The sequence below is a fragment of the Serratia marcescens genome (assembly GCF_001902635.1).
GTDB lineage: Bacteria > Pseudomonadota > Gammaproteobacteria > Enterobacterales > Enterobacteriaceae > Serratia > Serratia marcescens_F.
In genome coordinates this window covers 30,149-53,275 of sequence record NZ_MJAO01000001.1, presented here as the reverse complement: position 1 = coordinate 53,275, position 23,127 = coordinate 30,149, and the positions used below count along the sequence as shown (strand labels likewise).

The following is a 23,127-nucleotide window of genomic DNA, read 5'->3' as shown; positions in this document are numbered from 1 at the left end:
CGCGCCGGTCCGGAGGAAAAAGGGAACTGTGATAAACTGCGAGCGATGCGTTGTTCACTCGCGAAACAACCCCTGCACAGAGTCAATGTCGTGAAGCTCTCTTTCTATCTTCGTCTGGCCTGCGTGACGGCCGGCGTGATGGCCTTAACCGGCTGTGGCAGCATCATCAGCCGCACCGTGCCCGGCGCCGGGCATGGCCACCAGTATTATCCCGGCGTGCAGTGGGATCTGCGCGATACGCCGTGGCGCTACGTCACGGTGATCGACGTGCCGCTGTCGATGGTGGTGGATACCTTTATGCTGCCGTTCGATGCGCAGCACGGGCCCTATGAATAAGTCCGTTCAGCGGGTGGCGAATACCACCAGCTGATAGCTTTTCGGCCCGCAGTGAAAAGGGGCCAGCGCGGTCATGCCCAGCCCTTGCACGTGAGCGGCCAACGAATGCGGATTGTCGTCGTCGATAAACAGCGCGCCAAGATCGTAGTGCTGGCGGGTATGCTCCTTGACCGCGGCGTAAAGGCGTTTCAATACGCCCTTGCCGCGCCAGGCGGCGGCGAGACAGACCGGGCCGTAGAGGAAGACCCGCTGCTCGCTCAGCGCCCGTCCGGCGAACGACAGCGTGGCGAGCGTCGCCAGCATCGCATCCACCACCGGCGGCCGCGGTTGCGCGTCAGCGGCCATCAGGCAAACGAACCCCGCCAGTTGGCCTTGCTGTTCCGCCACTAAAATGCCGATGCCGCGATTGATCGCCGTCAGCTGCGCTACATTCATGCGCGATACGATAAACCCCTGCCGTTTTTGGCGCTCGTCGAGCGCTTCCGGCACGTTTTCCCCCTGCAGTTGCAAAATCGCGGGGTAGTCGGTGGGGCGGGCCTGGCGAATGATCATGGCGCTTCCTTGGCGGCTAAGGTTATGGCGCGGGTTAACGTTCATCCCACTCATCGGCGGCGGCCTGGCCTTCCTCGGTGTCCAGCGGTGGCTCAAGCTGGAAATCGCCTTCTTCCCATTCATACAGGGTATTTTCGTCAATCCATTCGGCGCTGATCTCCACCTCGTCGTAATCGCCGTCGAAGATCGCCTGCGCCGCGGCGCCGCTGCGCAGCGTCAGGCACTCCACCGCTTCGCCTTCTTCTTCGAAGAACTCCGCCTGCCACATCGTGTCGCCATCCTGCATCACGTACTTTTGCAGATTGAACTGCTGCGGCACCGGCGGTTCGTCATCGCTGCCGCCTTCGGCGGTGTCGATAAACTCTTCGCGTGCGGCCTCGATGGCTTCTTCCAGGGTTGCATACAGGCTCATGTTCGCCTCCGTTGACGATGAGAGTAAAGTGGCCGGCGCGCTGCCGGTGCGGTGGGAGAAACGTCAAAACTAATTGTTGTCTCACTGGCGCAGGATGCAAATTTTTTTGTTGCCCGTTTGACGCTATTGCGGCGTCAGGGGTGGACGGTGCATGCAAATAATTTATAAAATGATATTATATAATTTTATAAATTATGGAGGGGAGATGGACATAGACGCGATGCGCAAGGCGGCGGCGCAGGCCGGCGCGATGCTGCGAACCCTGGGCAATGAAGATCGGCTGCTGCTGCTGTGCCGGCTCAGCCAGGGCGAGATGGCGGTGAGCGAACTGGCGCAGGCGCTGGCTATCCGCCAACCGACGCTGTCCCAACAGCTTGGCGTACTGCGCGAGGAAGGGCTGGTTTCCACCCGGCGCGCTGGCAAGCAGATTTACTATGCGGTGGCCGATGCCAAAGCGTTGGCGCTGCTCAATACCCTGTATCAACTGTATTGCCCACAACCGGAGAACTGCGATGACCATTGACTGGCAACACTTCACGCCTTATTCCGCGTTGGCGGGCGGGGCCATTATCGGCGGTGCGGTGGCGCTGCTGCTGCTGTTCAACGGCCGGATCGCCGGTATTAGCGGCATTACCGGCGGTTTATTGAGCGCTGGCGGCCGGGAGCGGGGCTGGCGGGCCGCATTTCTTGGCGGGTTGCTGCTTTCCCCCTGGCTGTATGCTGTCGCTGCGGCTTTGCCGCCCGGTGAGATCGCGGCCGGCAGCGGTTGGCTGGCGGTTGCGGGGCTGTTGGTGGGGTTGGGCACCCGATTGGGTAGCGGTTGCACCAGCGGGCATGGCGTGTGCGGCGTCGCGCGGTTGGCGCCGCGATCGTTGGCCGCTACGGCGGTGTTCATGCTGCTGGGCTTTACGACCGTGTGGCTGATGCGCCACCTGCTGGGAGGTTGAAGATGCTTAAATCCCTATTGGCGCTGCTGAGCGGCGTGATTTTCGGTCTGGGGCTGATCGTCGCCGGTATGGCCAATCCGGCCAAGGTGCTGGCGTTTCTCGACATTGCCGGCCAGTGGGATCCTTCGCTGGCGTTGGTGATGGTCGGGGCGATCGCAGTGGCGGCGCCGGCCTTCATGTGGGCGCGGCGGCGAGAGCGGAGTCTGTTGGGGGAACCGCTGCAGATCCCGGCCGCCGGGCGGGTGGATCGCCGTTTGCTGGCGGGAAGTGCGCTGTTCGGCATCGGCTGGGGCATCGCGGGTATTTGCCCCGGCCCTGCCTGGGTGTTGGCGGGGGCGGAGATACAACGGGTGTGGCCGTTCCTGTTGGCAATGTTGGCGGGTATGGCGCTGTATGAGGTCATCATAAGGCGGAGGAGTTTATGTCGATAGCCAAAGCGGTGTTGCGCATCGCGCGCCCGACCGATCGGTTGCACGAGATCGCCACGCTGTATTGCCGCGGGCTGGGATTTGAAAGGCTGGGTGAGTTTGTCGATCATCAGGGCTTTGACGGCATTATGATCGGGCACCCAAAGCATGGCTACCATCTGGAGTTTACGCAGCATCGCGGGGTGCGGGTCGGACAGGCGCCGACGCAGGATCATCTGTTGGTGTTTTATCTGCCGCAAGAGAGCGAATGGCGAACAGGGTGTGAGCGGATGCGGGCGGCGGGGTTCTTATCGGTCGCCGCCTATAATCCCTATTGGGACCGGGCGGGACAAACGTTTGAAGATCCCGATGGTTATCGGGTGGTATTGCAACATCAGGCTTGGCAAGCATAAAAAAACCGGCGCATTGAGCGCCGGTTTGCGAGATAAAAACGGGTTATCCGTTAGGCGTTGGTCGCCGGTTTCTGCGCGCTTTTGGACTGGGTATTTTCCAGCATGCGGCGAATCGGCACGATCAGCACGATAAGTACGGCGGCGCAGATCAGCAGCGCCATCGAGCAGCGGGCGAACAGATCCGGCAGCATATCCAGCTGGTCGGCCTTGACGTGACCACCGATCAGGCCGGCCGCCAGGTTACCCAGCGCACTGGCGCAGAACCACAGCCCCATCATTTGCCCACGCATTCTTTCCGGCGCCAGCAGCGTCATGGTGGCCAGACCGATTGGGCTCAGGCACAGCTCACCCAGCGTCAGCATCAGGATACTGCCCACCAGCCACAGCGGCGATACGCCGGCACCGCCGTTGGTCAGCACGTTCTGTGCGGCCAGCATCATCAGGCCAAAGCCGCCGGCGGCGCACAGGATACCGATAACGAACTTGGTGATGCTGCTCGGACGCACGTTATTGCGCGCCAGTGCAGGCCAGGCCCAGCTGAATACCGGCGCCAGCAGGATGATGAACAGGGCGTTGATCGACTGGAACCACACCGCCGGGATCTCGAAGCCGCCGATCATGCGATTGGTGTAATCGTTGGCGAACAGGTTGAACGAGGTCGGTTTCTGTTCAAACGCCGACCAGAAGAACGCGGCGGAGATCAGCAGGATGAAGCACACCAGCAGACGTGCGCGCTCTTTGCGGCTCAGGCCGGCAAAGGCGAACAGATAGATGAAGTACAGGGTGACCGAGGCGGCGATCACGTACACCAGCACGCTGGCGACCTCGACCGGCTTGATCACGATGGTGCCCTGTGCGATCAGCACGATGACCGCCACCAGGCCTGCCGCCAGTGCCAACAGCCAGGCGCCGACGCCTTTTTTCTTCGCGACCGGGCTGTTCCAGGTGGAGTCCAGGCCCACTTCGCTGTCGTAGCGTTTCATCGCCGGTACGGCAAACACGCGGAAGATCACCAGCGCCACCAGCATCCCGATGCCGCCGATGCCGAAGCCCCAGTGCCAGCCATGTGACTTGATCAGCCAGCCGGAGATCAGCGGGGCGATGAACGAACCGATGTTGATGCCCATGTAGAACAGCGAGAAACCGCCGTCACGACGCGCATCGCCTTTCTTGTACAGCGTGCCGACCATCACCGAGATACAGGTCTTGAACAGGCCGGAACCGAGCACGATGAACATCAGGCCGATAAAGAACAGGTTGGTGCCCATCACTGCGGACAGGGCGATAGACAGGTGGCCGAGGGCGATCAGGATCGAACCGTACCAGACGGCCTTGCGTTGGCCGAGCCAGTTGTCTGCCAGCCAGCCGCCCGGCAATGCCGCCAGGTACATGCTGCCGGCGAAAATGCCGACGATCGCCGAAGCGTTCTCACGCGCCAGGCCCAGGCCGCCGTCGTATACGGTGGCGGCCATAAACAGGATCAGCAGCGGACGGATGCCGTAGAACGAAAAGCGCTCCCACATTTCGGTGAAGAACAGAGAACCCAGCGGATAGGGATGGCCGAAGAAGGTCCGGCTTTCTGACTTATTGACAGAGGATTGCATAACGATTTCCCAATAAAAGGCGCTGCAAGGCTGCAGCCCGTACTGTGGTATGTATGTGTATTTAATGAAGGCGATCCGCCCAATGCGGATTACCCGACAAAACTGCGGCTGCAACGCTGATAAACCGTGGAAAGCGTGCTGACCTTTTCTTCACTTGGCCGATGGTTCACATCTGGCGTGATATTATTTAACCATTTGATAACTGGTCGTTGGTTTTGTCTAGTACCTGTATCCCATTTTTTAGACGAAAAGTCGACAGGCATCTCCTTTTCTGGTTTTTCTGTTGGTTGTGGCGGGAATATGATTGACAGCGGGTTTTATGCGCTGAAAGTTAATAAGTTATTGATAAACAATATGTTGAGATGAGGTTGTTCTGGGTGTGGCGAAAATTCGCACTCCTGAAGGAAGCATTATTAAAAGTAGGGGAAACACGCCGTTGATCCGGCCAACGGCGAAAACTGGCGATAAATGCGGCTATTGTTCTTCCTGCAGCGTGTCTTCCCGCATGTAGTTCGATCGCCGCCGTAGACACCACCAGGAATAGCCGGCGTTGAACAATACCACCAGCGCGGTGATACCGAACACTGCGCGGAAACCGTAGCCGGCGGAAACCGCCGCACCGAGCAGCGGGCCGCTGACGTTGCCGATGTCGCGGAACGATTGGTTGTAGCTGAAGATGCGGCCGGCCACCTGATTGGTGCTGTTGTAGATCAACAGCGTCTGCACCGCCGGCAGTAGCGCGCCGTCGGCGGCCCCCAGCAGAAAGCGCAGTACGCCGAGCTGCCACGGCGTTTGCACGAACGCCATCGGGATCAGCAGCAGCACCGAGACGATCAGCATAAACACCAGGATGCGTTCCGGGCCGATGCGATCGCCCAGCTTGCCCAGCCGTGGGGCGCTCATCAATGCCGCGACGCCGGGTACCGAGGCGATCAGCCCGCTGATAAACGCCAGGTTATGGGTTTCGCCGGCCAGATCGCGCACGTACAGCGTCAGGATCGGTGCAATCGAGCCGGTGGCGATCTGAATGATCATGGTGGTGACGAACAGGCTGAGCACCAGTTTAGGGTTCTTCAGCGAGGCGAACACCTGCCGCGCATGCAGCATGTCGCGTTTTGGCACCGGCGTGAATTGCTCTTTGACATACAGCAGCGTCAGCACGAAGCAGGTGAATAACACCGCAGCGGTGATATAAAACACCGGGCGCAGGCCGTACAGGTCGGCCAACAGGCCGCCGATCAGTGGGCCGACCAGCGCGCCGCCGACGCCGCCGGTAGAAAGGGTTCCCAGCGCCCAGCCGCTGCGGTTGCGCGGCACCTGGGTGGCGATCAGCGCGTTGGCGTTGGGAATGAATCCCCCGAGCAGCCCCAGCACCGCACGCAGCGCGAGAAACTGCCAGATCGTCTGCGCCATGCCCATCAGCACCATCACGATAGCCATGCCCAACGCCGAGCGCAGCAGCATCAGTTTACGGCCGCGTCGATCGGCCAGGGCACCCCAAAACGGCGCAGCGATAGCGGAAAACAGGAAGGTGATGCTGAACAGCAGGCCGGACCACATGTTGAGTGCCTGATGGCCGGTAACCCCCAGCGTCTCGACGTACAGCGGCAGAAAAGGCATGACCAGGCTGAAGGCGGCGCCGGTGAGAAAGCATCCCAGCCAGGCGACGAAAAGGTTACGTTTCCAGTTAACGGGTTCTGATGCCGAAGCCATACATGTCCACTGCCGAAAGGTGACGCGTTTTGCCGGCGGCATGATGAAGGGGCAAAACGTGAAAGTTAGCCTGATAAGTATGCGCCGCAGGCGCGGCAACGGCAAACGAGGGGGCGGAAATAGAGTGAAAAATGAAATAAAGTTTTAAAAATGGCGTTTAAACCTTATTCCGCGCTTAGCGCGCGGAATTTACAGCGTTTTATAGTCCGGCCAGCGCTTCGAAACCGGCGGCGGTGGTGGTGGCGTTAAAGTCGGTGACCTCGTAGTGGGCCACGGCGTTGAACGGATCTTCGGCCAGGATGGCGTCCAGCCGAGCGCGCTCGATGCCCTTGGCCAGGATCACGCCGCCGCTGCGGGGATTCTTGCGGCCGGAGGCGACGAAGGTGCCGTCCTGAAAATATTTCTTCAGCCAGGCGATATGCCCGTCAAGGTGGCTGTCGACTTCGGCGATCGGGCGATGGTAGGTCAGGCTCACAATGTACATAACGTCTCCAGGGGGGGCGGGAAAGGCTTTACCATCCCACCCTCGCCGTCGATTCTCAAGGGGGGCGCAATAAAAAACCCGCCGGCGGCGGGTTTGTTTGCTCAGTACAACGAAGGCTCGCCTTCTGGGCGGGTCTTGAAACGGCGGTGCAGCCACATGTATTGATCCGGCGCCATCAGGATCTCTTTTTCCACCACTTTATTCATAAAGGCCGCGGCCTCGAGTTCGTTATCCAGCGGGAAGTTTTCCACCGCCGGCTGCATGATCAGTTCATAGCCTTTGCCGTCCGGCAGGCGGCGTGGGGTGAACGGAATGATCGCCGGTTTGCCCATCCGCACCAGCACGTAACTGCCGGTGGTGGTGGCGGCTTTGTCCACGGCGAACAGCGGCGCGAAGACGCTGCTGCGCGGGCCGTAGTCGTGATCCGGCGCATACCAGATAATGTCACCCTGTTTCAGCGCGCGGATCATGCCTTTGACGTCCTTACGGTCCAGCATCGATTTGTTGGAGCGCATGCGTCCCCAGGTTTGCAGCCAATCCATCAGCTTGTTGTCGTGCGGGCGATAAACGCCGATGCCCGGATTGTGAATACCGAAGATGCGCGCACCCAGCTCCAGCGTCAAAAAGTGCAGGCCGATCAGTAACACACCCTGATGGTTGTCGCGCGCTTGTTGGATATGCTCCAGGCCGCTGACCTTGAACCAGCGCTCGATGCGCCAGTTGGGCCAGAACCACGCCATACCGGTTTCAAACAGCCCCATGCCGACCGATTCGAAATTCTTTACCACCAGCGCATCACGCTCTGCCTGCGGCATGTCGGGAAAGCAGAGTTCCAGGTTGCGCTGGGCGATAGCGACGCGCCGTTTAAGAAAGCGCATGGAAAATCGCCCGATCGAAGTGCCAAGCCAGTAGATGACGGGATAAGGCAGCAGAACCAGCAGATACAGCGAGCCGATGCCCAGCCAGGTCAGCCAGTAGCGTGGGTGCAATAAAGAGCGATCGAAAGTAGGAACTTGAGTCATGGGTTCTCTGTTTGAATACGGTTGTTTAAGTGTAATGACAGAGTCATAGCATGGTCTGGCAGCCGGGTGTGCTCGGCCGCAAGGTTGGTTTCTGCCGTTTGGTTAGCGACTATTGTGGCATTTTTCTCGCGCTCCGGGAAAACACAGCGCATTAAAAGCCTCTTTTCGGCGTTAAATATGCATCAGGTGACGGATTTTTCAACAAAATTTCCCGCGAAATGATAAAGCGGCGGGAGGCGATGGCGATATCATGGCCGGGTAATTATGCAGGAGAAAAATATGTTGGCGTCATGGGGAAGTGCGGGGTTGTTGGTTTTGGGGGCTTTGGTCGGCAGCGTGGGCGCGCATCTGCAGGTGAACGCCGTGTTGGCGATCGCCGGCGTGATGATGGCGGCCGGCATAGCGGCCTCCGCGTTGACCGAATGCGGCGGCGGGCGCTGAACGGGCGCGTGCGTCAGGGCTGCGCTGCGGCGGTTTTTCGGGTATGATGTGCGCCGCGCGCGGGCTGGCCGCCTGCGCGCAGTAATCAGTCACCTCCCGAAAGACAGGAAAGTACACCATGCCAGTGTTACATAACCGAATTTCTAACGAGGAACTGAAGGCGCGCATGCTGGCGGAAACCGAGCCGCGCACCACAGTTTCTTTTTACAAATACTTCTCCATCACCGATCCCAAAGCGTTTCGCGACAGCCTGTACGTTCAGTTCGAAAAACTGAAGGTGTTCGGCCGCATCTACGTGGCGAAAGAGGGTATCAACGCGCAGATCAGCGTGCCGCAGCATAACTTCGACGCGTTCAAAGCCGCGCTGTTCGCCTCGCATCCGGCGCTGGATCAGGTACGCCTGAATATCGCGCTGGAAGACGACGGCAAATCCTTCTGGGTGCTGCGTCTCAAGGTGCGCGAGCGCATCGTGGCCGACGGCATCGATGACCAGAGCTTCGATCCGAGCAACGTGGGCGAGTATCTGCAGGCCGATCGCGTCAATCAGATGATCGACGATCCGAATACGGTGTTCGTCGATATGCGCAACCACTACGAGTATGAAGTCGGCCACTTTGAGAACGCCATCGAAGTGCCGTCGGATACCTTCCGCGATCAGCTGCCGATGGCGGTGGAGATGTTGCAGGACAGCAAAGACAAGAATATCGTCATGTACTGCACCGGTGGCATTCGCTGTGAAAAAGCCAGCGCCTATATGCTGCACAACGGTTTTAAGAACATCTACCACGTGGAAGGCGGGATCATCGAGTACACCCGCAAAGCGAAAGAGCAGGGGCTGCCGCTGAAGTTTATCGGCAAAAACTTCGTGTTCGATGAGCGCATGGGCGAGCGTATCTCCGACGATGTGATCGCCAACTGCCACCAGTGCGGTGCGCCGTGCGACACCCACACCAACTGCAAAAACGACGGTTGTCATCTGCTGTTCATTCAGTGCCCGAGCTGTGCCGCCAAATTCGAAGGGTGTTGCAGCGAGATTTGCCGCGAAGAGCTGAAGTTGCCGCGCGAAGAGCAGCGCGCGCGCCGCGCAGGCCGTGAAAACGGCGTCAAGATCTTCAATAAGTCGAAAGGGCTGTTGCAGACCACGATGCACATTCCGGCACCGGAAGAAGAAGGCCCAGCCCGCTGAGCCTGAGGATATGAGAAGCCCGGCCGCCAAGCCGGGCTTTTTTTTATTTCTCGCGCACGCCTTCTACGGAGATGATCAGCTCAACGTCTTGTGACGCCGGGCCCAGATCGGTGGTGATGCCGAAATCTTTCAACTTGATCTTGCCGTTGGCTTCAAAGCCGGCGCGGTAACCGCCCCACGGATCGTTGCCCTGGCCAATCAGCTTGGCGTCCAGCGTGACCGGTTTGGTGACGCCGTTCAGCGTCAGGTTGCCGACCACCGCATAACCGTCGCCGTTTTTCTTCACTTCGGTGGATTCAAACTTGGCCTGCTTGTTCTTCTCTACGTTGAGGAACTCGGCGCTGCGCAGGTGTTTGTCGCGCTCGGCGTGGTTGGTGTCGACGCTGGCGGTATTGATGGTCACGTTGACCTTGTCCTTGGACGGATCTTGTTCGTCGAAGGTAAAGCCGCCGTCGAAGTCTTTAAAGCTGCCGTACAGCCAGCTGTAACCCAGGTGCTGGATGCGGAATTCAATAAAGGCGTGTTGGCCCTGTTTGTCGATTTTATAGTTCGCCGCCAGTGCGGAACCGGCGCTCAGCAGCAGGGCGCCTGCGGTCAGGCCCAATACGGTCTTTTTCAACATAGCTATCTCCATAAATCCAAAGGTTAATCGGCGCTGCTACCCAGCATCCGTTTCAAAGTGACATCACGATCGATAAAGTGATGTTTAAGCGCAGCCAAGCCATGCAGTACCGAAAGCACTACCACGGCCCAGGCCAGGTAAAGGTGAATGGTGCCGGCGGTGTCGGCTTGCTCCGCCATGCCGGTGACGGTGGCGGGCACGTCGAACCAGCCGAACACGCTGATCGGTTGGCCATCGGCGGTGGAGATCAGATAGCCGCTGATCAGAATGCCGAACAGCACTGCGTACAGCGCCAGATGCGCGAGGATGGCACTGATGCGGGTGAGGCGGCCATAGCTGGCCAGCGGTTTGGGCGGTGGCGAGACAAAGCGCCAGATCACGCGGATCACCATCACGATGAACAGCAGTGCGCCGATGCTTTTGTGGATCTCCGGCGCCTGGTGGTACCAGACGTCGTAATAGCCCAGCGTGACCATCCACAGGCCGAGTGCGAACATGCCGTATACCGTCAGTGCCACCAGCCAGTGAATCAACACTGACACATGGCCGAAACGATCGGCGGTATTTTTCCAGAGCATCCTGTTTCCTTCGTTTACCGATTGGCTGGCTGCAATAATTAAACTTTAGGAAACATAAAATCAATAATAAATTTAACTATGTTACTCCTTTGAAATATTAGTCAGTGAATTTGTTTGAGATGCTCGTAATTAATCAGATAAATCGTTGAAGATGATATTGTTTCGCGAATGCAAAGTTATTGCTAGTTGTTGAAAATTAGGCTTATTATCTATTAATGTCAGCTTTTGTCATTTTACGTAAATCACCATGAATTGCCTGGCGGAATGATTCGTTGGCAAACGTTATGCGTATTTCTCGCGGCGAACAGTAGGGCAGAAAGATTAATTTTGTCGAACGGTTGCGCTAAATTTCCTGCGGCGCGGCGGCGGATTTTGCTACCATGAGCGCCAAGAGGCGGCTCCGTGGGGCCGGTTAACCCAGTGAAATAACAAGGAAACGTCATGGGCCGAACCCGTGTAACCGACAGCAGCCTGCGCCTGGCCATTCTGCTGGCGATGCTGGTGATCATCCTGGCCGGGGTGAAAGCCGCCGCTGACATCGTGGTGCCGTTTTTACTGGCGGTGTTTCTCGCCATAGTGCTGAACCCGCTGGTGGCGATGCTGGAGCGCAAGCGCATACCGCGTATCGTCGGGGTGACGCTGCTGGTGACTGCGGTGATTGTGGCCGTGATGCTGCTTATCGGCATGCTGGGCGCTTCGCTGAATGAGTTCGCCCGTTCGCTACCGCAGTACCGCGGCATGATGATTGAGAAGCTGCGCGAGCTGCAGCATTATGCCGGTCGTTTCAATATCAGCCTCTCCAGCGAAGCGATGCTGCAGTATGTCGATCCCAGCGCGGCGATGAATCTGGTCACCCGCATGCTGGGGCATTTGTCCGGCGCGATGACCAACGTCTTCCTGTTGTTGATGACCGTGGTGTTCATGCTGTTCGAAGTGCAGCTGCTGCCTTTTAAGCTACAACAGGCGTTGGATAAGCCGAACGAGGGCCTTGCCGCGATTCGGCGGGCGTTGGACGGCGTGACGCGCTATCTGGTGATTAAAACCGTCATTAGCCTGGCCACCGGGGTGATCGTCTGGATCTTCCTGGCGGCGGTCGGCGTGCGCTTCGCCTTTATCTGGGGGTTGCTGGCGTTTCTGCTCAACTATATTCCCAACATCGGCTCGGTGTTGGCGGCCATTCCGCCGCTGATTCAGGCGCTGTTGTTCAACGGGCTGGGCGACGCGCTGGTGGTGGCGGGCGGCTTTATCGCGATCAACATGGTGATCGGCAATATCCTCGAACCGCGAGTGATGGGACGCGGGTTGGGGCTGTCGACGCTGGTGGTGTTCCTGTCACTGATCTTTTGGGGCTGGCTGCTCGGCCCGGTGGGTATGCTGCTGTCGGTGCCGCTGACGATCGTCGCCCGCATCGCGTTGGAGACCACCGAGGGCGGTTATCGGCTGGCGGCTATCCTGGGAGATGGCCGTCCGCCGCGCCAGCCTCCGGCATCGCCGGAGTGAGAAAGATTTTGCCAGCTAAGCCAGGCTGGGCTGCGTGTTGCAGTGCGGCGGTATAACGATGCAACGGATAAATCGCGGCGGGCGGGCGCAGCGCCAGCTGGCCGCGCCGCAGCAGCTGGAATAGCTGATAAAACGCCGTCTGCCACTGCGCCGGCGCCGCCTGCGCATTCCATTTACGCAGGTGGAACAGCGAAGCGCGCAGCTTCAATTCGTCCACCACGCGCCGCCAGTCCACCTGGTGACCGCCCAGCAGACCCAGCGCCACGAAATCGCCGCCGCTGCGAACCGCCCGCGCCAGCAGCAGCCCGTCTTCTCCGCCGATGCAGTCGATGGCCGCCCGTGCGCCAAAATTTGTCATTTGCGCCAGCTGCGGCGCCTCGATAACGCGCCACGCACCGGCGGCCAGCAGCGCCTGACGATGAGCGGCGTTGCGCACCACAACCGCCAGGCGAATGCCGCGCAGCGCCGTCAGTTGCGCCAGCAGCAGGCTAACGGCGGAGCCGCCGCCGTTAAGCAGCAGCACGTCGCCGGCGTTGAGCGACAGCCATTGCGTCAACAGCACCCAGCAGGTGAGCGGATTGATATAGATTTGCGCCGCGTCGGCGTCGTCGATGTCGTCCGGCACCCAGATCGTTCGGTCTTCAGGCAGCGTGACGAAGGTTTGCCAACTGCCGTCGCCCGCCACCGCCAGTGCACGCCGATCGGTCGAGCGCCCGCTCTGCGGATCGACGATAACGCCTACGCCTTCATACCCCGGCACCTGCGGCAGGGCGATGCGATGCGCGTATTGGCCGTGAATCGGGATCAGGTCGGAAGGATTGATCGGAGCATAGCGCATCTGCAGCAGCAGCTGGCCGGGACGCAGTGGCGGTTTGCTCGCCTGCTGCAGTGCCAACACCTGAGCGGGATCGCCGAAGCGGCTGAAGCTCAATCGGGGAAATGACAACGGCATGGGTTACATCACGAAGAAAAAGTAGACATCCAGCGCCAGCAGCAGCAGCCACAGACAAAGGTACAGCACTAAGTGCTCACGCACGTTGTTGACGATAGCCGCCAGTATTCGGTTTAACATTTCAGCCGCCTGAAGAAAGGGACCTTTGATTATAGTCCTTTTCTCCGCGTCTTTTATAGCGTGCTGCGCGGGAGCGGGGGGAGAATGGCGATAAAAAAGCCTGCACGATCGCAGGCTTGACGCTATACCGCCAACAGAGCCAGCGGCGTAGAATTGGCCGGCGCGCTCGGCGGGTAGAAGTAACGCAGCACGTTGTACAGCGAGTAGAACTCCAGCCGATTGCGCGCGTTGATCTTCTCCGTGATGTGTCGCTTATGCACATACACCGTATGCGAGCTGATTTGCAGTTTTTTCGCGATGCGGTAGTTGGGCATTTCCGCCATCCAATACTTCATCACCGTCAGCTCCTGCGGGCTGAATAAGGAGCGATCTTCGCCGTCATCGGCCAGCGCCAACGGGTTTTCGCGCAGCGTGCGCAGGGTGAGCGGCAGGATGCTTTTGTTGAACAGGAACGCGTTATCGGCGATGCGCATCGGCGTTTCGCTGTACGGGTAAGGCGTATCAAGATAGATGAACAGCAAGGCGGATTGGCTGGCTTCCATAAACGCCAGCAGCTGCGCGTCGGCTTCGTTATAACGGCATTGGTTGCTGAGGTTTATCAGGATGTGGCTCGGCTGAAAACTGGCCAGCAGCGGCGTCGCGTATTCAATGCTGTGGCAGCATTTGATCGTCGTAATCCCACTATCAGCAAAGTAGCTGGCTATACCGACCCGGGTGAAGCAGCATTCATCCACGACAAGTAGTTTCATGGTGACGTCCTTGTTGAAAGCCGATGGAGCATATCTTCTGTAAAATAGGGCTTACACTGCAAGTGTTCAATTCGGAAATTCAATTGCTGAATACAAGAAATTTCCGTGATAAGAGTTTTTACTTGATTTTTAAAAGAGTTAGCAGGTTAACGAATTGTAACCGTCGAATTTCGCTGCCCGGAACCCGACAGGTGGTTTAGGCAGCGAAATCCTCCGTTCAGCTAAATCGCTTCAGGGTAAAGCTGGAAACGTCTACCGGCGGCGTTTTGTCCTGGGCGAACAGCGCGGCGATCTCACCCAAGGCGCTGGCGAATTTGAAGCCGTGGCCGCTCAATCCGCTGATGACCATCAGGCGATCGCAATCCGGCAGGGTATCGATAATGAAATCTTCATCGGGGCTCATGTCATAACTGCAGGCTTCCCCGTGTAAACATACGCCTACACCCGGTAAAAACTGCCGCAGGAAGGTGAAGATTTCCGTGCCGTCGCTGGCGTAACTGCCGAAGGGTTTACGCTGCTCGGGGGTGTCCATCGGCTGACCGCCGTCGTGTTTGCCCACTTTCAACCCATCGTTATCCGCCGGGAAACCGTAATAATGCGTGCCGTCTTGCGCTTCGACGGTAAAGGCAGGGAAACGGTTGTTCACGCTGTAGCGGCCGTCCGCCTGATGCCAGGAAAACACTTTGCGCAACGGCGCGATCGGCAGCTGCGGCAACAGCGCTTTCACCCAGGTGCCTGCGGTGACCACCGCTTTGCGCGCCGTGAAGCGCCCTTCGCCGGTGACGACTTCAACGCCACCATCGATGGGGGCCACTGCGCTGACCGGGCAGTTGAACAGTTGGCCGCAACCGGCGTCTTTCGCCAGCTTGATCAGGCTGGCCACCGCCAGCTCGGAACGCAGGAACCCGGCGTCCGGTTCGAATACGCCGACGTAACCTTCCGGCGCGCGGAATTCCGGCCAGCGTTGATTGATCTGTTCGGCGCTGAGGGTTTGCGTATTCAGGCGGAAGTGTTGCGCGCTGTGTTGCGCATTGCGAATGAATTCGGAGTGCTGCGGCCCCAGGTTGAGCACACCGCACGACTGGAACAGTTCCTCGCCGGATTGTTGAATCAGCGTATTCCACAGCGCTTGCGCGCGCAGCACCAGCGGCACGTATTTTTCGCCTTCGCCATACGCGTGGCGGATGATGCGGGTATCGCCGTGATGGCTGCCGTTTCGGTGCGGGGGAATGGCGCTGTCGATCATCAGCACGTTCAAACCGGCCCGCGTGGCGTAATAACCTGCCGCCGCGCCGACTGAACCGCTGCCCACCACAATCAAATCATATTCCACGTGCCCACCCTCTCTGATAGCGATTTCTTATCGCCTCATGATAAAAGGTTGGCGGGTGCAATGCACTGATTGAACGGCGAAAGATAAAGAAAAAGGCGCCGGGATGACCGCGGCGCCTTAGGGGGAGGGGATGATGAATCAATGTTTTCTTCGATCAAGATCCTGGTAATCCGTAGCTTCAATCTTGGCGATGCCGGCCTCTAAGATATTGATTAATTGACGGGCGACATCTGTGGTCAGCCAAAGCGTTCTGTCTACTTGGGCTTCTTCGGGCGTTTGGTCTAGTGAAGACAGGTAATGAAGGCGAATCATCATGGCGTCGTAAACGTCGACAGTACTGATATCCCAACCGACAAGCGGGTGCGTCTGAATTACTTCATCATTTCTGTCCATAAAGACCCCTTATTGAGTAGTAACTACCGTGAGTGACTAACGAGGATCAATGCGGCTCATCATCATGAGAGCAATTACAGTATACGCATCCGCTTTCATCGGTGGAGGGGGTTTCCGCTTAAATTTGCAAAATAAATATTTATTTGAACAATTATTCTACAAACCTGTATGCGAATTTGTGGGGGAATAAACGCCGCGCGTTATTCCGCGCCGGTGGGGGGCGGGGAGGCGCCGTGCAGGCATTTTTCCAGTTCTTCGGCCAAATGCGCAAAATGCTTTTGCGTTTCGGCGTCGCGCTTCTGGCTTTGCGATTCCAGCTTCAGACTGTGGATCAGCAATTGGTTGGCTTTGTCATCCAGGCTGAATGCCAGGTAAGAGAATGCCACTTCCAGCACGTTCAGGCGCCTTTTCTGATCGGCAATCAGCGCCAGCAATTCGCCAAACGTCATTGCGTCTTCGGATTTCACCTTGTCCGGGGCCATGCTAACTCCTTTGCGTTAAATACAGATCTGAAGCGGATTTTGTTCCAAAGTAAGGGTAAGCGATGAACGGGCAGGGCGCCAGAAACAAAAAAGCCGGAGAGCGACCCCCGGCAAAAACAGCATTGCAGTGTTATTCTGCGCTGAACCATTCGTCCGCGCTTTCCCAGGTTTCCTGAAGGATTTCCTCGATCAGATCCCGGTCGGTTTTGGCGCCCCCCAGCACGGAGAGCCCGTTGGCGCCGGCATAACGAACTTGCACGACGGCGTCTGGAAACTGGCGATTGACCCGTTTGCCCAGTTCGCCGGTCAGCGCCTCAATAGCGCCTGCCGGCAGCGGCCGGGTTTTATCTATAGTGACTTCAACACGCATAATTGCCCCCGAAGCGATTTACTGTTTATTTATACAGTTAACCGCGAGCGGGAGCAAGAGGGCGAAGAAAAAATATCAGTCTTTCAGCGACCAGTTTAAGGTTTCGCCGGCCAGGAATGGGATCACGGATTCATTGCCCAGGGCGATCTCTTCCGGCTGCGTGGTCGGCGTGCGCTGCAGCTCGATGAAGTCTTCGTTGAGTGGCAGGCCATAGAAGCGTGGGCCGTTGAGCGAGCAGAAGGCCTCAAAGTGCTCCAGCGCACCGAGTTGTTCGAAGACGGCGGCGTAAGCCGGGATAGCATTCGGCGCGTTGAAGCAGCCTGCACAGCCGCAGCTGGACTCTTTGCGATGTTTGAGGTGTGGTGCGGAATCGGTGCCGAGGAAGAAACGATCCGAACCGCTGGCGACCGCCTGACGCAGCGCTTCCTGATGGACATTGCGCTTGAGGATCGGCAGGCAGAACAGGTGTGGGCGAATGCCGCCGACCAACATGTGGTTGCGGTTGAACATCAGGTGCTGCGGCGTGATGGTGGCGCCGAGGAAACGATTGCCTGCCTGCACATATTGAGCCGCTTCTTTGGTGGTGATGTGCTCGAAGACGATTTTCAGCTCTGGGAAATGACGGCGAATAGGTTCCATCACCTGTTCGATAAAGCGTGCTTCACGGTCGAAGATATCGACGGCAGGATCGGTTACTTCGCCGTGGATCAGCAGCGGCATGCCGATTTTTTGCATCTGCTCGAACAGCGGATAAATGCCGGTCACGTCGCTGACGCCGTGGCTGGAGTTGGTGGTGGCGTTGGCCGGATACAGCTTGGCGGCGGTAAACACCCCTTGTTCGAAACCGTTGACCAGTTCGCTGGCCGCCAGGGAGTTGGTCAGGTAGCAGGTCATCAACGGGGTGAAGTTGTGGCCCTGTGGAACCGCTGCCAGAATGCGATCGCGGTAGGCGCGCGCGGCGGCCACGGTCGTTACGGGCGGAACCAGGTTCGGCATCACGATCGCCCGGCCAAATACCTGGCTGGTATAGGGCACCACCGTTTTCAGCATCTCATCGTCACGCAGATGGATATGCCAGTCGTCTGGGCGGCGGATTTTCAGAACTTGAGGTTGTGCGGTCATCTAGCTAGGCTCCGGCGGTCAAATACGTCTAATGAAAAGCGAATAATGGGTTTATTCACGCCGGGGTGTAAGGATAAGCGGAAAGTGCCTGAGATGCATCTGTTTGTTGCCGACAAGTTGAAATCAGTGGGCTGGCGGGCGCATAGTGGCAGGGATTTCAACGATGCCGACGTGAATACCGTCGACTTTCATCATATGGAAAGGGAGAAAGCAATGGAAGTACGCGTTATCGCCACCCTGCAAGCGAAAGCGGGATTTGAGGCCGCGGTCAGCGAAGCGGTGCACGAGATTATCGAGCCGAGCCGTCAGGAGTTGGGCAACCTGCAATATGATTTGCATCGTGACCTGGAAAAGCCGGGCGTCTTCGTGTTCTTTGAGCGTTGGGCCAGCGGTGAAGCGCTGGATAAGCACAATAAGACCGCGCATTTTCAGCAGTTTGTCGGCCGGCTTGACGGCAAACTGGATACGTTGGACATCAAACAACTGAAGCAGATCGCCTGAGCTTTTTGACAGGCAAGAAAAAACCCGCCGATGGCGGGTTTTTTTAGGGCTGCAAGATTAACTTAATCGTTAACCGGCTGCGGCTTGGTGGCCGGCGCAGTCGCTTGGCTCACCGCCGAGTGACCGCCTGCTGAGCCTTTGCCTTCAAAGTTGAAGGAAGGGCGCTGCCAGTCACTGTGCTTGCGTTCTTCCGGCTCGTAGGCCGGCGCAGGCGCTTTGGTCATCGGCGCAGTGGCGATGTGTTTGTACAGCACGTCCTGGACGGCTTTCACCGGCGCAGGCTGCTGAACAACCACAGGTGCAGGTTCAGCGGCGATCGGCTCTGGGGCTTTCTCCACCGGAGCGTCTTCCACTACGGCTGCCGCAGGCGCTGTTTCTACCACAGGCACTTCTTCCACAGGCGTAGCTTCAACTGCAACGGCTTCAATTACCGGCTCGGCTTCAACTGCCGGGGCAGTCTCTTCCGCTTTCGGCTCTTCAACCACTGACGATGTCGGCGCGGTTTCCACCGGAGCCGGGGTTTCCTCGGCCGGGGTAGCAACGACTGCAGCGTCTTCCGTTGCGGTGACGGCAGCCGTTTCAACGGTGGCTTCTGGTGCCGGCGCGTTGATGCGGGTTGCGGCCTGAGTGTCTTCCACGGCAGCGCTGTGCTGTTCAACCGCTGCGGCGACTACCGGTGCCGCGGCCTGTTCTACGGTTTCGGTCTGCACTTCGGCTTCTTCAACCTGAGCAACCGGGTAGCTTACCCAGACTTTACCCGACGCCATTTCCGGCGAGGCAAACGCGCCTGCCAACGGCATTGGGGATTGCAGCGGGTAACGCTCATCGCGGTAACGACGGCGACGCTGGCCGCTGACGCGCAGGTGACGCGGTGAACGACGGGAACGGCGCGGCATACCTTCGCCGTTGCCGCGGTTTTCGCCCTGAGCATCGTCTTCCGGTTGAGCGGCAACGGTTTCCGGCAGCAGCTTGACGCTGTCGTCGGCGGTCGGCTGCACGTCTTCGGCTTTCGCTACCGGCGCTTTCGGCGCCAACAGCTCTTCCGCTGCACGCTGCAGTTCTTCTTCTGCGGACAGGATGCGCACTTTCTGCGTCAGAGGGCGGCGCTGACGGCGCTGCATGTTCTGCTGCTGGCGTTCTTCCTGCTCTTCGTCGGTGCTCTCGACCACTTCAACGCTTTCCAGCGCTTTCACTTCCTGCTGAGCCTGACGCTTCTCTTCCTGACGACGGCGCTGGCGTTCAGCTCGCTGCTCACGGCGCTGTTGCTGGTCTTCGCGCGGCGCTTTGGCGCTTTCTTCCGCGGAAACTTCCTCCGCTACCGGCGCGTTCTGCTGCTGGTTACGGCGGTTGCGGCGCTGCTCATCGCGGGATTCACGCGATTCACGGCCTTCGCGGTTCTCACGCGGTTCACGGTTGTCGCGCTCGCGATTGTCACGGCCTTCACCGCGCTCTTTGCGCTCGCCACGTTCCTGACGCTCGCCACGCTCACCGCGCTCTTTACGGCCGGTGCCTTGACGGCGCTGACCGCGACGATCCTGACGGCGGTTTTCTCCGTTGCCTTCGGCCTTCGGCGTTTCGGCCGGTTTGGCTTCTTCGACGGCAGGTTGTTCTTCACCGGCGAACAGGCTCTTCAGACCACCGAACAGACGGCCCAGGAAGCCCGGCTTGGCGGCAGCCGGCGCTGCGGCTTTCGCCTTGGCAGCTGTAGCTGCAGCAGCTGGTTTGGCAACGGCGACGGGCTCTTCGGCCGGCGGCGGCACATCGGCGGACAGGGAGAAGGAAGCCAGGGCCGGTTGCTCCGGACGCTTGCGTTCCATCGGCGCATCTTCCAGCGGGCGCTCCATGTCTTCCTCGTGCAGCTTCGGCAGCAGGTAGCTGAGGGTAGAGGTTTCCTCGCCTTTGCGCACGCGCAGCACCGAATAGTGCGGGGTTTGCATCTGATCGTTCGGCACGATGACGGCTTTCACGCCACCCTGGCGTTTTTCGATCGCGCTGACGGATTCGCGCTTTTCGTTCAGCAGGTACGAAGCGACCTGAACCGGCACGATGGCGTGAACTTCTTTGGTGTTTTCCTTCAGCGCTTCTTCTTCGATCAGGCGCAGGATAGACAGCGCCAGCGATTCGTTGTCGCGAATGGTGCCGGTGCCGTTACAACGCGGGCACACATGGTGGCTGGACTCGCCCAGCGATGGGCTGAGACGCTGACGTGACATTTCCAGCAGGCCGAAACGGGAGATGCGGCCGATCTGGATGCGCGCGCGGTCCTGGCGCACGGCGTCGCGCAGGCGGTTTTCCACTTCGCGCTGGTGGCGTACCGGCGTCATGTCGATAAAGTCGATGACGATCAGGCCGCCGAGGTCGCGCAGGCGCAGCTGGCGAGCGATCTCGTCCGCCGCTTCCAGGTTGGTATTGAACGCCGTCTCTTCGATGTCGCCGCCGCGGGTTGCGCGCGCGGAGTTGATGTCGATGGCGGTCAGCGCTTCGGTGCTGTCAATGACGATCGAGCCGCCGGACGGCAGGCGCACTTCGCGCTGGAAAGCGGATTCGATCTGCGATTCGATCTGATAGTGGCTGAACAGAGGAATTTCACCGCTGTACAGTTTGATTTTGCTGCTGAAATCCGGGCGGCCCAGCGCAGCGATGTGCTCTTTGGCCAGATCGAGAATTTTCGGGTTGTCGATCAGGATTTCGCCGATGTCCGGGCGCAGATAATCGCGGAAGGCGCGCACGATAACGTTGCTTTCCTGATGGATCAGGAACGGCGCAGGGCGGCCTTCGGCGGCTTTCTTAATCGCTTCCCAGTGTTTCAGACGGAAGGAGAGATCCCACTGCAGCGCATCGGCGGATTTGCCAACGCCCGCGGTGCGAACAATCAGGCCCATGCCGTCCGGCAGTTGCAGCGAAGAGAGTGCTTCTTTCAGCTCGGTGCGATCGTCACCCTCGATGCGGCGAGAAATGCCGCCGGCACGTGGGTTGTTCGGCATCAACACCAGATAGCTGCCCGCCAGGCTGATGAAGGTGGTCAAGGCGGCGCCTTTGTTGCCACGTTCTTCTTTGTCTACCTGAACGATGACTTCCTGGCCTTCGCGCAGCACATCTTTGATGTTTGGGCGGCCATGGGAAGAGTAATTGCTAGGGAAGTATTCGCGGGCGATTTCTTTAAGGGGGAGGAAACCATGTCGTTCTGCGCCGTAGTCCACGAACGCTGCTTCAAGACTTGGTTCAATGCGGGTGATTTTGCCTTTGTAAATATTCGCTTTTTTCTGCTCATGACCCGGACTTTCGATATCCAAATCATACAGCCGCTGTCCATCTACGAGGGCAACACGCAACTCTTCCTGCTGAGTTGCGTTAATCAACATTCTTTTCATCTTAACTTACTCGTTATTTTTACATTATCGACAAAGCTGCGGGCAAAATAACCTCATGGCCGGAGTTCAACCGAAAGCCCCGTGTCTTCTCGCAAAGCCGTCAACCTCACGGTTGTCGCCTGCATAGGGGCGCATTATCTCGGTAAGCCTGCATTTCTTTGTGAAAGACAGCGCTTTTAATAGGGGAATAGCCTCTGATTTACGTCGACAGATCTGATTCCATTTGCCGGCCAAGCTGCAACCCGCAGCCCGCTAATTGTTTGATTTCGCATTACGTCTTACGCCATTGCTGCGTTTTTGCGCGATCAGACAAATTTTATAATTCCACCGTTTTCCCTGTTTAACGAGAATCAACGCGGAAAGTGACTGCATTATTCCACTGCTGATGCCGTTATAGCAAGGTGACTTTTCCTTAACTGCGGAAGAAATCGCAAACGTTCAAATCGGCTTGCTGCCTTATTGTCCGCTGGGGTTTCATCCGCCGTCAGAGAGACAGTTAAGCACAGAAAAAGATGTGGCGCTATTCACGCGGTCTATTTAGAATCCCGCACCATGAAAACGAACAATCCAGCAGTACAATTCATCACGATTTCCGACGACGAAGCCGGTCAGAGAATCGACAACTTTCTGCTCGCTCGCCTGAAAGGCGTGCCGAAGAGCATGATTTATCGCATCGTGCGTAAAGGCGAAGTGCGGGTTAATAAAGGGCGCATTAAGGTCGAGTACAAATTGGCGGCCGGCGACGTGGTGCGTGTGCCGCCGGTGCGCGTGGCCGAACGCGAAGAGACGCCGGTGTCGGCCAAACTGGACAAAGTGGCCGCGTTGGCCGACTGCATTTTGTATGAAGACGACCACCTGCTGATCCTCAACAAGCCTTCCGGCACTGCGGTGCACGGCGGCAGCGGCCTGAGCTTCGGCGTGATCGAAGGGCTGCGCGCGCTGCGTCCTGAAGCGCGTTTTCTGGAACTGGTGCACCGCCTGGATCGCGACACCTCCGGCGTGCTGCTGGTGGCCAAGAAGCGCTCCGCGCTGCGTTCGCTGCACGAACAGCTGCGGCTGAAGGGCATGCAGAAGGATTATCTGGCGCTGGTGCGCGGCCAGTGGCAGTCCCACTGCAAGGCGGTGCAGGCACCGCTGCTGAAAAACATTCTGCAAAGCGGCGAGCGCATCGTGCGCGTCAGCAGCGAAGGCAAGCCTTCGGAAACCCGCTTCAAGGTGGAAGAGCGTTACGAATTCGCCACGCTGGTGAAGGCCAGCCCGATCACCGGGCGCACTCACCAGATCCGCGTGCACACTTTGCATGCCGGGCACCCGATCGCCTTTGACGATCGCTATGGCGATCGCGAGTTCGATCGCCAACTGGCGGGCACCGGCCTGAAGCGTCTGTTCCTGCACGCCGCAGCGCTGCGCTTCGAGCATCCGGCCACCGGCGAAACGATGCGCATCGAAGCGCCGATGGACGAAGAGCTGCGCCACTGCCTGCAGGTGCTGCGCCGGCAGGCGGCCAAATAATCCGC

27 protein-coding genes are annotated in these 23,127 nt (G+C 58.5%); 10 read left to right on the top strand and 17 right to left on the bottom strand.

Annotated elements, in window-relative coordinates; genetic code table 11:
• Window positions 1-138: 138 nt before the first annotated feature.
• Complete coding sequence (locus tag BHU62_RS00300; protein WP_016928222.1) at window positions 139-336, top strand: YceK/YidQ family lipoprotein; 198 nt, start codon at window positions 139-141, stop codon at window positions 334-336.
• A 6-nt stretch (window positions 337-342) separates the two neighbouring features.
• Here BHU62_RS00300 and BHU62_RS00295 read toward each other — a convergent pair whose 3' ends face one another.
• Complete coding sequence (locus tag BHU62_RS00295) at window positions 343-888, bottom strand: GNAT family N-acetyltransferase (RefSeq protein WP_073528613.1); 546 nt, start codon at window positions 886-888, stop codon at window positions 343-345.
• 34 nt (window positions 889-922) lie between these two features.
• Window positions 923-1,300: a MysB family protein gene (locus BHU62_RS00290; RefSeq protein ID WP_073528612.1), complete on the bottom strand. Its 378-nt coding sequence runs from the start codon at window positions 1,298-1,300 to the stop codon at window positions 923-925.
• Between the two features lie 205 nt (window positions 1,301-1,505).
• Between BHU62_RS00290 and BHU62_RS00285 the strand changes: the two genes are divergently transcribed.
• The 4 genes from BHU62_RS00285 to BHU62_RS00270 are packed head-to-tail and all read left to right on the top strand — an operon-like array spanning window position 1,506 to window position 3,067.
• Window positions 1,506-1,823 carry an ArsR/SmtB family transcription factor gene (locus BHU62_RS00285; protein ID WP_073528611.1) on the top strand — a complete coding sequence of 106 codons (318 nt, stop codon included), beginning with the start codon at window positions 1,506-1,508 and terminating at the stop codon, window positions 1,821-1,823.
• Window positions 1,813-2,247 carry a YeeE/YedE family protein gene (locus tag BHU62_RS00280; protein ID WP_073528610.1) on the top strand — a complete coding sequence of 145 codons (435 nt, stop codon included), beginning with the start codon at window positions 1,813-1,815 and terminating at the stop codon, window positions 2,245-2,247. The genes BHU62_RS00285 and BHU62_RS00280 overlap by 11 nt, the downstream gene beginning before the upstream one ends.
• Before the next feature lie 2 nt (window positions 2,248-2,249).
• Window positions 2,250-2,678: a YeeE/YedE family protein gene (locus BHU62_RS00275; RefSeq protein ID WP_073528609.1), complete on the top strand. Its 429-nt coding sequence runs from the start codon at window positions 2,250-2,252 to the stop codon at window positions 2,676-2,678.
• On the top strand, window positions 2,669-3,067 hold the full coding sequence (locus BHU62_RS00270) for a VOC family protein (protein WP_073528608.1): 399 nt from the start codon (window positions 2,669-2,671) through the stop codon (window positions 3,065-3,067). Before BHU62_RS00275 ends, BHU62_RS00270 begins: the two co-directional genes overlap by 10 nt.
• 50 nt (window positions 3,068-3,117) lie before the next feature.
• Here BHU62_RS00270 and BHU62_RS00265 read toward each other — a convergent pair whose 3' ends face one another.
• The 4 genes from BHU62_RS00265 to BHU62_RS00250 form a co-directional block, all read right to left on the bottom strand.
• Window positions 3,118-4,671 carry a peptide MFS transporter gene (locus tag BHU62_RS00265; RefSeq protein WP_073528607.1) on the bottom strand — a complete coding sequence of 518 codons (1,554 nt, stop codon included), beginning with the start codon at window positions 4,669-4,671 and terminating at the stop codon, window positions 3,118-3,120.
• 474 nt (window positions 4,672-5,145) lie between these two features.
• Window positions 5,146-6,384, bottom strand: coding sequence for a multidrug efflux MFS transporter MdtG (gene mdtG, locus BHU62_RS00260; RefSeq protein ID WP_073528606.1), 1,239 nt, complete (start codon window positions 6,382-6,384; stop codon window positions 5,146-5,148).
• Window positions 6,385-6,583: 199 nt separating this feature from the next.
• Complete coding sequence (locus BHU62_RS00255; RefSeq protein ID WP_073528605.1) at window positions 6,584-6,868, bottom strand: YciI family protein; 285 nt, start codon at window positions 6,866-6,868, stop codon at window positions 6,584-6,586.
• A 101-nt stretch (window positions 6,869-6,969) separates the two neighbouring features.
• On the bottom strand, window positions 6,970-7,890 hold the full coding sequence (locus BHU62_RS00250) for a Kdo(2)-lipid IV(A) acyltransferase (protein ID WP_073528604.1): 921 nt from the start codon (window positions 7,888-7,890) through the stop codon (window positions 6,970-6,972).
• 279 nt (window positions 7,891-8,169) lie between these two features.
• Between BHU62_RS00250 and BHU62_RS00245 the strand changes: the two genes are divergently transcribed.
• On the top strand, window positions 8,170-8,331 hold the full coding sequence (locus BHU62_RS00245) for a histidine kinase (RefSeq protein ID WP_073528602.1): 162 nt from the start codon (window positions 8,170-8,172) through the stop codon (window positions 8,329-8,331).
• 118 nt (window positions 8,332-8,449) lie between these two features.
• On the top strand, window positions 8,450-9,517 hold the full coding sequence (locus BHU62_RS00240; protein ID WP_073528600.1) for a rhodanese-related sulfurtransferase: 1,068 nt from the start codon (window positions 8,450-8,452) through the stop codon (window positions 9,515-9,517).
• A gap of 43 nt (window positions 9,518-9,560) precedes the next feature.
• Here BHU62_RS00240 and BHU62_RS00235 read toward each other — a convergent pair whose 3' ends face one another.
• Both BHU62_RS00235 and BHU62_RS00230 read right to left on the bottom strand, forming a co-directional pair.
• Window positions 9,561-10,139, bottom strand: a complete 579-nt coding sequence (locus BHU62_RS00235; RefSeq protein WP_073528598.1) for a YceI family protein — start codon at window positions 10,137-10,139, stop codon at window positions 9,561-9,563.
• Window positions 10,140-10,162: 23 nt separating this feature from the next.
• Entirely contained in the window at window positions 10,163-10,717 is a 555-nt protein-coding gene (locus BHU62_RS00230) for a cytochrome b (RefSeq protein ID WP_073528596.1), read from the bottom strand.
• A gap of 441 nt (window positions 10,718-11,158) precedes the next feature.
• Between BHU62_RS00230 and BHU62_RS00225 the strand changes: the two genes are divergently transcribed.
• Entirely contained in the window at window positions 11,159-12,217 is a 1,059-nt protein-coding gene (locus BHU62_RS00225) for an AI-2E family transporter (protein ID WP_073528594.1), read from the top strand.
• Here BHU62_RS00225 and BHU62_RS00220 read toward each other — a convergent pair.
• The 8 genes from BHU62_RS00220 to pyrC all read right to left on the bottom strand — a co-directional run bounded on the left by BHU62_RS00220 (window position 12,165) and on the right by pyrC (window position 17,738).
• Complete coding sequence (locus tag BHU62_RS00220) at window positions 12,165-13,169, bottom strand: zinc-dependent alcohol dehydrogenase family protein (protein ID WP_078061981.1); 1,005 nt, start codon at window positions 13,167-13,169, stop codon at window positions 12,165-12,167. The genes BHU62_RS00225 and BHU62_RS00220 overlap by 53 nt on opposite strands.
• Before the next feature lie 3 nt (window positions 13,170-13,172).
• A complete protein-coding gene (locus tag BHU62_RS00215; protein WP_073528592.1) occupies window positions 13,173-13,289 on the bottom strand; it encodes a DUF2770 family protein in 117 nt (38 codons plus the stop codon).
• Window positions 13,290-13,411: 122 nt separating this feature from the next.
• The gene (locus tag BHU62_RS00210; protein ID WP_073528590.1) at window positions 13,412-14,038 is read right to left on the bottom strand and encodes a LuxR C-terminal-related transcriptional regulator; all 627 of its coding nucleotides are present in this window, start codon (window positions 14,036-14,038) and stop codon (window positions 13,412-13,414) included.
• Window positions 14,039-14,255: 217 nt separating this feature from the next.
• Window positions 14,256-15,371: an N-methyl-L-tryptophan oxidase gene (solA, locus tag BHU62_RS00205; RefSeq protein ID WP_073528588.1), complete on the bottom strand. Its 1,116-nt coding sequence runs from the start codon at window positions 15,369-15,371 to the stop codon at window positions 14,256-14,258.
• A 138-nt stretch (window positions 15,372-15,509) separates the two neighbouring features.
• Window positions 15,510-15,764, bottom strand: a complete 255-nt coding sequence (gene bssS, locus BHU62_RS00200; RefSeq protein ID WP_004927812.1) for a biofilm formation regulator BssS — start codon at window positions 15,762-15,764, stop codon at window positions 15,510-15,512.
• Window positions 15,765-15,964: 200 nt separating this feature from the next.
• Complete coding sequence (locus tag BHU62_RS00195) at window positions 15,965-16,246, bottom strand: hypothetical protein (RefSeq protein ID WP_073528586.1); 282 nt, start codon at window positions 16,244-16,246, stop codon at window positions 15,965-15,967.
• A gap of 130 nt (window positions 16,247-16,376) precedes the next feature.
• On the bottom strand, window positions 16,377-16,616 hold the full coding sequence (dinI, locus tag BHU62_RS00190; RefSeq protein WP_038875499.1) for a DNA damage-inducible protein I: 240 nt from the start codon (window positions 16,614-16,616) through the stop codon (window positions 16,377-16,379).
• A gap of 75 nt (window positions 16,617-16,691) precedes the next feature.
• Window positions 16,692-17,738, bottom strand: coding sequence for a dihydroorotase (gene pyrC / locus BHU62_RS00185; RefSeq protein WP_073528585.1), 1,047 nt, complete (start codon window positions 17,736-17,738; stop codon window positions 16,692-16,694).
• 213 nt (window positions 17,739-17,951) lie between these two features.
• Between pyrC and BHU62_RS00180 the strand changes: the two genes are divergently transcribed.
• Window positions 17,952-18,239 carry a putative quinol monooxygenase gene (locus tag BHU62_RS00180; RefSeq protein ID WP_073528584.1) on the top strand — a complete coding sequence of 96 codons (288 nt, stop codon included), beginning with the start codon at window positions 17,952-17,954 and terminating at the stop codon, window positions 18,237-18,239.
• 62 nt (window positions 18,240-18,301) lie between these two features.
• On the opposite strand, the gene rne is transcribed toward BHU62_RS00180, so the two are convergent.
• On the bottom strand, window positions 18,302-21,610 hold the full coding sequence (rne, locus tag BHU62_RS00175) for a ribonuclease E (RefSeq protein WP_073528583.1): 3,309 nt from the start codon (window positions 21,608-21,610) through the stop codon (window positions 18,302-18,304).
• Between the two features lie 552 nt (window positions 21,611-22,162).
• Here rne and rluC point away from each other — a divergent pair.
• Window positions 22,163-23,122, top strand: a complete 960-nt coding sequence (gene rluC, locus BHU62_RS00170) for a 23S rRNA pseudouridine(955/2504/2580) synthase RluC (RefSeq protein ID WP_073528582.1) — start codon at window positions 22,163-22,165, stop codon at window positions 23,120-23,122.
• The last annotated feature ends 5 nt before the right edge of the window (window positions 23,123-23,127 follow it).